Source organism: Zoogloea sp., assembly GCF_023150065.1.
Classification (GTDB): Bacteria; Pseudomonadota; Gammaproteobacteria; order Burkholderiales; family Rhodocyclaceae; genus Zoogloea.
On sequence record NZ_JAKLLN010000004.1, the window covers coordinates 186413 to 198749 of the forward strand.

General features: G+C 68.4%; 13 protein-coding genes. 12 read left to right on the forward strand and 1 reads right to left on the reverse strand.

What is annotated here, in order from left to right; translation table 11 throughout:
* Position 1: 1 nt before the first annotated feature.
* Genes L6Q67_RS07300 through L6Q67_RS07325 form a run of 6 tightly spaced genes read left to right on the forward strand, consistent with a single transcriptional unit; the run spans position 2 to position 6154 of the window.
* The gene (locus L6Q67_RS07300) at positions 2 to 1762 is read left to right on the forward strand and encodes a fumarate reductase/succinate dehydrogenase flavoprotein subunit (protein ID WP_296567492.1); all 1761 of its coding nucleotides are present in this window, start codon (positions 2 to 4) and stop codon (positions 1760 to 1762) included.
* Between the two features lie 16 nt (positions 1763 to 1778).
* A complete protein-coding gene (locus tag L6Q67_RS07305; RefSeq protein WP_296567494.1) occupies positions 1779 to 2024 on the forward strand; it encodes a ferredoxin family protein in 246 nt (81 codons plus the stop codon).
* Between the two features lie 35 nt (positions 2025 to 2059).
* Positions 2060 to 3475, forward strand: coding sequence for an ABC transporter substrate-binding protein (locus L6Q67_RS07310; RefSeq protein WP_296567496.1), 1416 nt, complete (start codon positions 2060 to 2062; stop codon positions 3473 to 3475).
* Entirely contained in the window at positions 3472 to 4257 is a 786-nt protein-coding gene (locus L6Q67_RS07315) for an ABC transporter permease (RefSeq protein WP_296567498.1), read from the forward strand. The genes L6Q67_RS07310 and L6Q67_RS07315 overlap by 4 nt, the downstream gene beginning before the upstream one ends.
* Positions 4254 to 5123, forward strand: a complete 870-nt coding sequence (locus L6Q67_RS07320) for an ABC transporter ATP-binding protein (protein WP_296567501.1) — start codon at positions 4254 to 4256, stop codon at positions 5121 to 5123. Before L6Q67_RS07315 ends, L6Q67_RS07320 begins: the two co-directional genes overlap by 4 nt.
* Positions 5124 to 5158: 35 nt before the next feature.
* Complete coding sequence (locus L6Q67_RS07325; RefSeq protein ID WP_296567507.1) at positions 5159 to 6154, forward strand: HEAT repeat domain-containing protein; 996 nt, start codon at positions 5159 to 5161, stop codon at positions 6152 to 6154.
* A 25-nt stretch (positions 6155 to 6179) separates the two neighbouring features.
* Here L6Q67_RS07325 and L6Q67_RS07330 read toward each other — a convergent pair whose 3' ends face one another.
* Entirely contained in the window at positions 6180 to 6815 is a 636-nt protein-coding gene (locus L6Q67_RS07330) for a YitT family protein (RefSeq protein WP_296567511.1), read from the reverse strand.
* Between the two features lie 174 nt (positions 6816 to 6989).
* On the opposite strand from L6Q67_RS07330, the gene L6Q67_RS07335 reads away from it, so the two are divergent.
* From L6Q67_RS07335 to L6Q67_RS07360, 6 genes are all read left to right on the forward strand, one after another.
* A complete protein-coding gene (locus tag L6Q67_RS07335; protein WP_296567514.1) occupies positions 6990 to 7316 on the forward strand; it encodes a hypothetical protein in 327 nt (108 codons plus the stop codon).
* A 54-nt stretch (positions 7317 to 7370) separates the two neighbouring features.
* Positions 7371 to 8201 carry a DUF692 domain-containing protein gene (locus tag L6Q67_RS07340; RefSeq protein WP_296567516.1) on the forward strand — a complete coding sequence of 277 codons (831 nt, stop codon included), beginning with the start codon at positions 7371 to 7373 and terminating at the stop codon, positions 8199 to 8201.
* Entirely contained in the window at positions 8198 to 8932 is a 735-nt protein-coding gene (locus L6Q67_RS07345) for a putative DNA-binding domain-containing protein (protein ID WP_296567518.1), read from the forward strand. Before L6Q67_RS07340 ends, L6Q67_RS07345 begins: the two co-directional genes overlap by 4 nt.
* Positions 8929 to 9594, forward strand: coding sequence for a sigma-70 family RNA polymerase sigma factor (locus L6Q67_RS07350; protein WP_296567520.1), 666 nt, complete (start codon positions 8929 to 8931; stop codon positions 9592 to 9594). Before L6Q67_RS07345 ends, L6Q67_RS07350 begins: the two co-directional genes overlap by 4 nt.
* Positions 9588 to 9776 carry a zf-HC2 domain-containing protein gene (locus L6Q67_RS07355; RefSeq protein ID WP_296567523.1) on the forward strand — a complete coding sequence of 63 codons (189 nt, stop codon included), beginning with the start codon at positions 9588 to 9590 and terminating at the stop codon, positions 9774 to 9776. Before L6Q67_RS07350 ends, L6Q67_RS07355 begins: the two co-directional genes overlap by 7 nt.
* Positions 9777 to 9975: 199 nt before the next feature.
* Positions 9976 to 12297: an acetate/propionate family kinase gene (locus L6Q67_RS07360; protein WP_296567525.1), complete on the forward strand. Its 2322-nt coding sequence runs from the start codon at positions 9976 to 9978 to the stop codon at positions 12295 to 12297.
* The last annotated feature ends 40 nt before the right edge of the window (positions 12298 to 12337 follow it).

Sequence of the window (12337 nt, forward strand, 5' to 3'; positions counted from 1 at the left end):
CATGTCTCATCAATTGGATACACGGCAAAGCGAATACGACATCGTGGTGGTGGGCGGCGGTACCGCCGGCCCCATGGCCGCCATCAAGGCCAAGGAGCGCAATCCGGAATTGCGCGTGCTGCTGCTCGACAAGGCCCACGTGAAACGCAGTGGAGCCATTTCCATGGGCATGGACGGCCTCAATAACGCCGTGGTGCCCGGCTATGCCACCCCCGAGCAATACACCAAGGAGATCACCATCGCCAACGATGGCATCGTCGATCAATCCACGGTGTATGCCTACGCGAAGCACAGCTTCACCACCATCGAGCAGCTCGACCGCTGGGGCGTGAAGTTCGAGAAGGACGCCAACGGCGACTACGCGATGCGCAAGGTGCACCACATGGGCACCTATGTGCTGCCCATGCCGGAAGGCCACGACGTCAAGAAGGTGCTGTACCGCCAGCTCAAGCGGGCGCGGGTGGAGATCACCAACCGCATCATCGCCACCCGCCTGCTCACCGCGGCCGACGGCAGCGTGAATGGCGTGATGGGCTTTGATTCCCGCACGGCCGACTTCCACGTGATCCGCGCCAAGGCGGTGATCCTGGCCTGCGGAGCGGCGGGGCGGCTGGGGCTGCCGGCATCGGGCTACCTGATGGGCACCTACGAGAACCCCACCAACGCCGGCGACGGTTACGTGATGGCCTATCACGCCGGGGCCGAGCTGGCCAACCTGGAGTGCTACCAGATCAACCCCCTGATCAAGGACTACAACGGCCCGGCCTGCGCCTACGTGGCCGGCCCCCTGGGCGGCTACACCGCCAACAGCCGGGGCGAACGCTTCATCGAGTGCGACTACTGGAGCGGCCAGATGATGCTGGAGTTCTACCAGGAGCTGCAGGGCGGCAACGGCCCGGTCTTCCTCAAGCTCAATCACCTGGCCGAGGAAACCATCCAGACCATCGAGACCATCCTGCACAGCAACGAGCGCCCCAGCCGCGGGCAGTTCCACGCCAACCGGGGTACCGACTACCGCCACCAGATGGTGGAGATGCACATCTCCGAGATCGGCTTCTGCAGCGGCCACAGCGCCTCCGGCGTGCACGTGAACGCCCGCGCCGAGACCACCGTGGCGGGCCTCTACGCGGCCGGCGACATGGCTGCCGTACCCCACAACTACATGCTGGGCGCCTTCACCTACGGCTGGTTTGCCGGGCACAGCGCGGCGGAGCGGGCCAGCAGCCACGACTTCTCCCCGGTGGATGCCGAACAGGTGGCCCGCGAGCGGGCCCGCATCTACGCCCCGCTGCTGCGTGACCACGGCCTGCCCGCCCTGCAGGTGGAATACAAGCTGCGGCGCTTCGTGAATGACTACCTGCAGCCGCCCAAGGTCACCCGCAAGTACGAGATTGCCCTCGACCGCTTTGCCGAGATCGGCGAAGACCTGGCGCACCTGCATGCCAGCGACGCCCACGAGCTGATGCGCTGCGCCGAAGCCTCGGTGATCCGCGACTGCGCCGAGATGGCCGCCCGCGCCTCCCTGTTCCGCACCGAGAGCCGCTGGGGCCTTTACCACCTGCGGGTGGACTACCCGGAGCGCAATGACGCCGAGTGGTTCTGCCACGCACACCTGAAGAAGGATGAATCGGGCCGGATGAGCCACCACAAGCGGCCCGTCGAACCCTACATCGTCCCCATCGCCGAACAGGAGCGGGATGCCTACGACCGGCTGCGCGTCGCCCCGAAGGCCCCCGCCGAGAAAACGGCCGCCACCGTCTGACCCCTGGAGAACCCCCATGGCATTCCAACCCCGAACCATCGCCCAGTTCAGCGAGGCCGCTGTCACCGTGGATCTGGACAAGTGCATCGCCCACAAGGGCTGCACCGTGTGCATCGACGTGTGCCCGATGGACATCCTCGACATCGACCCCCAGACCGGCAAGGCCTTCATGAAGCGCGACGAGTGCTGGTACTGCCTGCCCTGCCAGAAGGACTGCCCGACCGGCGCGATCCACGTCGCCATTCCCTACCTGCTGCGCTGATCTTCCGCTTAAACCCAAATAGAGAGAGAACCCCCATGCGATTTTCGACCTTCACCAAGGCCGCGGCGTCCGCGCTCGTCGCCATGACCGTCAGCCTCGGCGCCCACGCCGAGACCCTGCGTCTGGCCATCGGCACCCAGGACACCACCATCAACTGCGCCACCGGCGGTCTGCTGATCCGCGAGCTCAAGCTGCTCGACAAATACCTGCCGAAGGACGGCAAGTACAAGGACGTGCAGTACGACATCCAGTGGAAGAACTTCACCTCCGGCGCCCCGCTGACCAATGAGATGGTGGCCGACAAGCTGGACATCGGCACCATGGCCGACTTCCCGGGCTCGGCCAACGGCGCCGCCTTCCAGAAGGCCGGCAAGAAGAGCCTGTTCATCACGGTGCTGTCGGGCAGCACCCAGGGTAGCGGCAACGGCGTGGTGGTGCCCAAGGACTCCAGCGCCACCACCCTGGCCGAACTGCGTGGCAAGACCATCTCGGTGCCCTTCGCCTCCGCCGCCCACGGCATGCTGCTGCGCGCCCTCAAGCGCCAGGGCCTCGACCCCGAGAAGGACGTGAACATCATCACCCAGGCGCCCGAAGTGGCCGGCCCGGCGCTGCAGGCCGGCAAGATCGACGCCCACGCCGATTTCGTGCCCTTTGCCGAGCTGTTCCCCTACCGCGGCTTCGCCCGCAAGATCTACGACGGCGTGCAGTCGGCCACCCCGACCTTCCACGGTTCACTGGTCAATGCCGAGTTCGCCCGCAAGTACCCCGAGGTGGTGGTGGCCTTCCTGCGCGCCGCCATCGAGGCCGACCGCCTGTTTGCCAGCGACCCCGAGAAGTACAGCGAGCTGATCGAGAAGCACACCGGCATCGAGGCGCCCGTCAGCTACCTGTTCCACGGCCCCCTTGGCCTGCAGACCCGGGACTTCACCTGGAAGCCGGAATACCGCCAGGCTCTCAAGACCTCCATCGACACCCTGCACCTGATGCGCCGCATCGATGTCACGCCCGACCCCGCCACCTTCATCGACGACCAGTACATCCGCGCCGCCTTCAAGCAGTCCGGCCTCAACTACGACGCCCGCCTTAAGAGCTACGACAAGCTGCCCCTGAAGGCCAACGATGCCGTCACCGGCAAACCCATCACCGACACCCGCCGTCTGGCCGGCCTGTGGGTGGCGGGCGAGCCGAAGGTGCGTCACTACGCCACCATCGCCAACGCCATCCAGGACCTGCGCAAGCTGGAGCAGGGGGGCAAGGCGGTGCGTGCGGTGTATGTGCACGACCTGATCCACGGCATCAAGCTGCTCGGCCCCCAGGCCTGGTTCGCCCGGGACGCCCAGGGTGAGGTGAGCGCCTTCCTGCAGAAGGACGCCGCCGTGGCCTACGCCTCCACCAACAAGGGCCAGCTCCTCGACTTCGCCGCCCTGAAGGGCCAGGGGGCAGGCAGATGAGCACGCCAGCCCTGCCAACCCGGGCGCTGCCCCTGCTGTCGCTGATCGTCTGCGTGCTGCTGTGGCATGTGGCCTCATCCCGACACATGAACCTGGGGCTGGTGACCTTCCAGAACGTGCCCCAGCCCCTCGAGGTGGTGCACGCCGCCTGGGACCTGTTCCAGTCGCCCAAGCTGCAGAACCACCTGGGCGCCAGCCTGGGCCGGGTGGCCTCGGGCTTTCTGGTCGCGGCGGCGCTGGGGGTGGGCCTGGGGCTGGCCATCGGGCGCTTCCGCTGGGTCCGGGAAACCCTGATGCCGCCCCTCGAGGTGGCCCGGCCGATCCCGGCGGTGGCCTGGATTCCCCTGTCCATCCTCATGTTTCCCTCCTCCGAGGGCAGCATGATCTTCATCACCTTCGTCGGCGCCCTGTTCCCCATCCTGCTCAACACCATTCATGGCGTGCATGGGGTGGACCCGCGCCTGATCGCCTCGGCCCGCAGCCTGGGCACCCGTCGCTGGGCCATCTTCGCCCGGGTCATCCTGCCGGCGGCCGCACCGTCGGTGCTCACCGGCCTGAGCATCGGCATGGGCACCTGCTGGTTCTGCCTAGTGACCGCCGAGATGATCTCCGGCCAGTACGGCATCGGCTATTACACTTGGGAGTCCTACACCGTGCAGAACTACGCCAACATCATCGTCGGCATGCTGCTGATCGGCTTTCTCGGCATGGGTAGCAGCGTCCTGCTGCACCGGGCCGGGCAGGCCCTGATGCCCTGGTATCGCCCGGGAGGCCGCCCATGAACGCCATCCTTTCCCTGTCCGAGCTCGCGCCGGAGGTGAGCACCGGGCGGCTCGACATCGACCGGGTGTCCATCGAGCTGGGGAGCGGTGCCGACCGCTTCACCGCCCTCGCCGATGTGTCGGTGAACATCGCCCCGGGCGAGTTCGTGTGCCTGCTGGGCCCCTCGGGCTGCGGCAAGTCCACCCTGCTGGGCGCCCTGGCCGGCCACCTGACCCCCTCCCGGGGCCAGCTGCGGCTCGACGGCGCGCCCATCGGCGGCCCCGATCCGGAGCGTGGCCTGGTGTTCCAGCACCACACCCTGTTCCCCTGGCTTTCGGTGCGCGACAACGTGGCCTACGGGCTGCGCATGCGTGGCGTGGGCCGGGCCGAACGGCACGCCCAGGCCATGACCTGGCTGAAGGAGGTGGGGCTGGAGGGCTTCGAGCATCACTACCCCGGCGCCCTGTCCGGGGGCATGCAGCAGCGGGTGGAGATCGCCCGCGTGCTCATCAACCAGCCCCGCGTGCTGCTCATGGACGAGCCCTTCGGGGCGCTGGACGCCCTGACCCGGCTGAAGATGCAGGAGCTGCTGCTGGCCCTGTGGACCCGTCGCCGCATGACCGTGGTGTTCGTGACCCACGACATCGACGAAGCCCTGTTCATGGCCGACCGGATTCTCGTCATGAGCGCCCGGCCCGGACGGGTGATCGAAGAGATCGTCGTCCCCGCCGGCCGCCCTCGCACCGCCGAGTGGCTGACCGGGGCGAGCTTCATCGAGCACAAGCGCCACTGCCTGGCCCTGCTGCGCGACCCGGCGGTGACCGTACCGCTGGCGCGCCTCTCCCCCATCAACCCGGCGGCAGACGCCGCCGATCCGGCCGCCTAGGCCGACTGAACAGACCGAAGCCTGAAATCAATCCGATGACGACATCCCTCTTTTCGCTGGCCCTGCCCGCCGGCGACGCCGATCTGGCGGAACTCCACCCCCGCCTCACCGCCGATGATCCGACGGTGCGCCGCCTGGCCCTGATCGAGCTGGCCGAGCTGGAGGACGAGGCCCACACCGCCTGGCTGGTGGCGGCCCTCTCCGACCCGGCGGCCGAGGTCCGCGCCGAAGCGGCCGACCGCCTGGCCGACCGGGAGAACCCAGACGCCGTGCGGGCCCTGCTGGCCCGCCTCGAAGACGACGATGCCACGGTACGGGCCGCCGCCGCCCACAGCCTGACCGAGGTGCGTGCTCCCGAAAACGGCGCGTTGCTGGTGGAGGCGTTGGGCACCGCCCGGGGGGCGACCCGCGCCCGGGTGCTGCACGCCCTGCGCGAGCTGCGCCTTCCGGCCAGCTTCGCCCCGGCGCTGGCCGCAGTCGATGCCCCCGAGGCGGAGGTGCGCCTGGAGGCCGTCGGCGTGCTCGGCTGGCTCAAGCAGCCGGCTGCCCTGCCGGCCCTGATGCGGCTGGCGACGGGCGACGGGGACGCCGATGTGCGGCGGGCCGCGGTGGGGGCGCTGGGCCTCGCCAGCGACGACACGGTGTTGCCGGCGCTGCTGGGGGCGCTGGCCGACCCGGTCTGGCAGGTGCGCGAGGAGGCAGCCACCACCCTGGGCAAGCTGCGCCTGGCTGGTGCCGGGGAGGCGCTGATCGAGGCCCTCGGCGACAGCTACTGGCAGGTGCGCCAGCGCGTGGTACGCACCCTCGGGCGCCTCAAGGAGGCCCGCGCCCTGGAGGCGGTGGTGGGCTCGGCCCTGTTCCATTCGTCCGCCAACCTGCGCAAGGAGGCGGCCATCGCCCTGGGTGAGATCGGTGACGCCGGGGCCCTGACACCCCTGGCCCAAGCGGCATCCGATGCCGATCCGGAGGTGCGCAAGTCGGCCCGCCTGGCCATTGCCCAGATCCAGGCGGGTGCTGCAGTGAAGGCCTGAAAGCTGCTGGGTGGTCGTGGTCGGGTCAGGCCCCGAAATAGCGTTCCGGCCGGTGATTGATGGCGATCACCAGGTTGAGGGCGCCGGCGGCGAGGATGGACAGGGCCACCTGCAGTGGCGACACCACCAGCAGCCCCAGGGCCAGGATCACGCAGTCGCCGGCCATCTGCACGGTGCCGGCGCGCCAGCCGCGGGTCTTCTGCAGGTAGATGGCGAGCACCCCCAGCCCGCCCAGGCTGGCGCCATGGCGGATCAGGATGAGGATGCCGATGCCCGCCAGCAGCCCCGCCATGATGGCGGCAAACACCGGGTCGATGCGCTCGAAGGCGATCAGGCCCGGCAGCATTTCCGTATAGAGCGACAACACCCCCACCGCACAGAAGGTCTTCAGGGTGAAGCTGCGCCCCATGGCCCGGTAGGCGAACACATAGAAGGGCAGGTTGACGGCAAACAGCACCGTGCCCAGGCGCCAGCCCCCCAGGTAGTGGAGCAGGAAGGCCAGCCCGGCGGAGCCCCCCAGCAGCAGCCGGCTCTCCCGGAAGATCAGGATCGCCAGGGCCACGAACAGGCAGCCGGTGAGCACCCCCTGCACGTCTTCCAGGGGGCTGTGGCGCGTGGCCTGCAGCGCGGGACGGGCGGACTCGGCGGAAGAGGAGGGCATGGCGGGCTTGTAAGAGGGTGGTACGCGGCCGATCATACCCGCCCGCCCTCAAACAATTTTTATCGGCGCATGTAATAAAGAGGGAGGGGTGGCCGACCAATGGCCAGCACCAGGTATTTGCGTGGCCGCCCGGCCACCAGCCGGCGCCCCCCGATTCCAACAGGAGAGACGATCATGAAAAAGACCACTTCCGGCCTGAGCGCCGCTGCCCTTGCCGCATCCCTGGCCCTGGCCGGTGCCGCCCACGCCGGTGAAAACCCCTTCGCCGCCAAGCCCCTGGAGGGCGGCTACCAGCTGGCCCAGGCCGACACCAAGGCCAAGGACGGCAAGTGCGCCGGGGACAAGAAGATGGACGGCAAGTGTGCCGGTGACAAGAAGGCGGAGGGCAAGTGTGCGGCCGGCAAGAAAGCCGACGGCAAATGCGCCGCCGACAAGAAGAAGGACGCCAGCTGCGGCGGCGACAAGAAGATGGATGGCAAGTGCGCCGCCGACAAGAAGTAAGCAGCCCGGCGGCCCGGGGCAGGCTGGCCCCGCCCCGGGCCGGGAGGCGCTGACATGCACGTCCGTCTGCCCCAGGGCGCCGGGCTCGGTTTCCGCCGGGAGCTGCTGCCCGAGCTGGAGGCCGGAGTTCCGGACGCCGTGCAGTTCTTCGAGCTGGCCCCGGAGAACTGGGCCGGCATGGGCGGGTGTTCGGCCCGCCAGCTGCGCGCCTTCACCGAGCGCTATCCCTTCGTCTGCCACGGCCTGTCCCTGTCGGTGGGGGGGCAGCGTCCCCTCGACACCGATCTGCTCCGGCGCACCCGCACCTTCATGGCCGAACACGGCATCGGCCTGTACACCGAGCATCTGTCGTGGAGCAGCGACGACGGCCAGCTCTATGACCTGCTGCCCCTGCCGTGTACCGCTGAGGCCGTGCGCTGGGCCGCGGCCCGCATCCGCCAGGCCCAGGATGTGCTCGGCGGCCGCATCGGCATCGAGAACGCCTCCCGCTATATCACCCCGCCCGGCGCCGAGATGGACGAGGCCAGCTTCATCCGCGCCGTCGTCGAGGAGGCCGACTGCCTGCTCCACCTGGACGTGAACAACATCCTGGTGAATGCCCGTAACTTTGGCTTCGACCCCTTCGATTTCCTCCACGCCCTGCCCCTGGCACGCACCTGCTACATCCACGTGGCCGGCCATCATGTGGAAGACGACGGCCTGCTCATCGACACCCATGGCGCCCCGGTCATCGACCCGGTGTGGGACCTGCTGGCCGAGGCCTACCGCCACACCGGCCCGGTGCCCACCTGCCTGGAGCGGGACTTCGGCTTTCCGCCCCTGGCCGAGCTGGGAGAAGAAGTGGCCCGCATCGCCCGCCTGCAGGCTGCGGGAGCGGCCCGATGAGCCCGCTGCGCGAATTCCAGCTCGCCTTCGGCCGGCGTATCCGGGCGGGTGTCCGGGCGCCGCTGCCGGCCGGCGTGCCGCGGCAGCGCATGGCGGTGTACGAGGAACTGCTCTTCAACAACCTGTGCGGTTTTCTCGAGCGTTGTTTCCCGGTGGGGCGGGCCTGCCTGGGCGAGCAGCGGTGGACGCGCCTGTGCCGGGCCTTCTACCGGGAGTGGCCCTGCGCCACCGCCTGGTTCCGCGAGATCCCGCGGGAGTTCGTCGACTACCTGCAGGCGGGTCCCCGCCAGCGCCTGCCGCGCTGGTTCGCCGAGCTGGCCCGTTACGAACAGGCCGAGCTGGCCGTGGACGTGATGGACGTGGCACCGCCTGCCGGCCTTGCCGACGGCGATCTCGTCGACGGCTGCCCCGTGCTCAATCCGGCCCTGCTGTCCCTGGCCTTCCAGTGGCCGGTGCACCGCATCGGGCCGGAGGCCCGCCCGCGCCGGCCGGCGCCGGTGCAGCTGCTGGTGTTCCGCGACGGGGGCGACGAGGTGCGCTTCGTCGAGACCAACCCCGCCACCGCCCGCCTGCTGAGCCTGCTGGAGCTTGGCGGCGTGTCCGGCCGCGAGGCCCTGACTCAGCTCGCCGCCGAACTCGGCCGGGTGCCGGACACCGCCTTCATGGACTTCGGCCGGCACAGCCTGGCCGACCTGCGCCGCCTCGGCGTGCTGCTGGGGACGGCCGCATGAGCTTCCCTGCTATGCTGGACCAGGTGGCCGGACATCCGGCACCGTGCCTCACCCCCCGGACCTCGCCCCATGCCATGACCGCCACGTCCCACGCCGAGCTGATCTCCGGCTTCCGCCCGCAGATGCTCAAGTTTGCCCGCCTGCAGTTGCAGGACGACGCGGCCGCCGAGGATGCGGTCCAGGAGGCCATCGAGGCCGCCCTCAAGGGCATCGAGCGCTTTGCCGGCCGCTCGGCCCTGAAGACCTGGCTGTTCACCATCGTCCGTCACAAGGTCATCGACGTCCTGCGCGAGCGCGGGCGCACGGTGCAGGTCTCCAGCCTGGAGCGCGACGAGGCCGACATGGATGAAGCCTTCGACGCCCTGTTCCGCGAGAACGAGCACTGGAGCCCGGTGAGCCGCCCGCGGCCATGGGGCAACCCCGACGAAGCCCTCGAACAGAAGCAGTTCTGGCAGGTCTTCGAGATCTGCCTGGAGGTGCTGCCGGCGCGCACCGCGCGGGTCTTCATGATGCGGGAGTTCCTCGGCCTCGAAACCGACGAGATCTGCACCACCCTGGCCCTCAGCGTGAGCAACTGCAACGTGATCCTGCACCGGGCCCGGGCGGGGCTGCGGCAATGTCTCTCCGAAGGCTGGTTCGGAGGAAAGGCGGTTTCATGCTGAGCTGCAAGCACACCACCCGGCTCCTCTCCGAGGCCCTCGACCGCCCCCTGGGCAGGCGGGAGCGCCTTGCCCTGCGCCTGCATCTGGTCTTCTGCCGGGGCTGCCGGGCCTTCCGGCAGCAGATCGATTTCCTGCGCCGGGCCAGTCGTGCCTTCACCGGTCACGACGATGGCGCCACCTGATCCTTCCGCGTCCCCTTCAGTTTTCCCGCGAATGACCGTCACAGGTGGCGCGTAGTCTGTTGCGCTGCGATACCGGCTTTGCCATCCCTGGCAACGAAATCACGTTTCAGGCCTCCAATGAGGCGAATGTGCTTTGCTGCATCGCAGCAGCGGGACTATCCTGTCGGCTACGGCACCACCCCATGAAGCGAGAATCAGCGTGAGTGAAATCGATCTGAAAAGGTTCTTCCTCGAACAGGTACGCCTCTTCGAACACTTCCCGGCCGACAAGGTCGAGGAAATCGTCAGCCAGGGCCAGCTGGCCAGCTACGAGGGCAACGAGGCCATCCTCGAGACCGGCGACGACAGCAAATACATTGGCGTGCTGATCACCGGCCATGCCGAGATCTCCATCACCGACAACACCGGCACCCGCTCGGTGCTCAGCCAGCTCGGGCCCGGTGACGTCTTCGGCGTCATGTCCATCCTCACCGGCGAGCGCCTGTCCGCCGACGTGATCGCCGGCAACCGCTGCTACGTGCTGCTGATCCCCCAGGCGGTCTTCAACGCTCACATCCTCACCAACCCGAAGGCCATCGCCTACCTGTCGCGCCTGCTCCTCGACCGCATGCGCAACATGAGCCTGGACATCGTGGCGGGGCAGACCACCAGCACGGCCAAGTCCGAAGATCCCTATGCCCTGTCCCTGGTCACCGGCCAGCCGGGCAAGGTGGTGGCGCTCAACGTGGGTGTCAGCCAGATCCATTTCGGCATCTACGACACCAAGGACATGGGCGCCGACGTGCATGGCATCGTCGACAACGCCGACCCGGCGGTGGTCTGCATCACCGTGATGGTGGGCACCCAGGTCAAGACGCAGATGCGTGAGCCCTTCCCCCTCACCGAGCTGTTCCGGGTGATGCAGGAAGCCACCCGCCTGCTCGGCGACGCCTTCACCTTTCATCCCGAGGACGTCACCGCCGTCGGCCACCGGGTGGTCCATGGGGGCAGCAAGTTCTCCAGCGCGGTGGTCATCACCCCGCAGGTGATTACCGAGATCGAAGCCCTCTCGGTGTTCGCGCCCCTGCACAACCCGGTGAACGTCGAGGGCATCCGCATGGCCATGAGCCAGCTCTCCGGCGTGCCCCACGTGGCAGTCTTTGACACCGCCTTCCACCAGACCCTGCCGCCCTACGCCTACCTCTACGGCCTGCCCTACGACCTGTACAAGCAGGAAGGCATCCGTCGCTACGGTTTCCACGGCACCTCCCACCGCTACGTCTCCCTGAAGGCCGCCGAAGTCGTCCAGCGCCCCCTCGGCGAGCTCGAGGTGGTGTCCTGTCACCTGGGCATCGGCGCCTCCCTGTGTGCCATCGACCACGGCCGCTCGGTGGACACCACCATGGGCATGACCCCCACCGACGGTCTCATCATGCCCAGCCGCTCCGGCAGCATCGACCCGGCGGTAATGATCCACCTGATGCAGCAGCACGGCATGTCACCCGAGCAGCTCTCCAGCCTGATCAACACCGGCAGCGGCCTGAAGGGCATCTCCGGCATCTCCAGCAACATCCACGACATCGAGACGGCGGCCAGCAACGGCCATCACCGCGCCCTGCTGGCCCACAAGGCCTTCTGCTACCAGGTGCGCAAGAACATCGGCGCCTACGTGGCGGCCATGGGCGGCATCGACGTGCTGGCCTTCACCGGCGACGTGGGCGAGACCAGCGCCACCGTGCGCAGCCTGGCCTGCCAGGGCCTCGGCTACATGGGCATCAAGCTGGATGAAGAGAAGAACCGCAATCTCGGCCTGGTGGGCTCCCACGCCATCATCTCCGCCGACGATTCGCCGGTCACCATCCTCGTCATCACCAACGACGACGAGCGCCTGGTGGCCTGGGAGACCCTGCGCGCCATCGAGCGCAACCAGCTGCTCCTCGAAGCCCGCACCGGCGAGCCGCCGGCCATCCCCATCGAGATCTCGGCCCACCACGTGCACCTGTGCCAGGCCGACGTGGACAAGCTCTTCGGCCCCGGCCACCAGCTGACGCCCGAGCACGAGCTGTCCCAGCCGGGGCAGTTCGCCTGTGCCGAGAAGGTGCACCTGGTCGGCCCCAAGGGGCGCATCGCCAACGTGCGCGTGCTGGGCCCGACCCGCAAGGAGACCCAGGTCGAGATCGCCATGACCGAGCAGTTCAAGGTCGGCATCCAGCCCCCCATCCGCGAGTCCGGCGACCTGGTGAACACCCCGGGCATCACCCTCGAAGGCCCGGCCGGCAGCACCACCATCGAGCGCGGCGTGATCTGCGCCCAGCGCCACATCCACATGACCCCCGAAGACGCCCTGCGTTTCCGCGTGCGCGACAAGTACATCGTCCGCGTACGCATCGAGGGCGAGCGCGAGCTGATCTTCGGCGATGTGGTGGTGCGTGTGAACCCGGCCTACCGCCTGGCCATGCACATCGACACCGACGAAGGCAACGCCGCCAACATCCGCACCGGCATGCAGGGCTTCATCGAAGAGATCCAGAGCCGGCTGTGAGGGCAGGGGGCCCAGCCCCCTTGCCGGTAGAAGGGGGCGG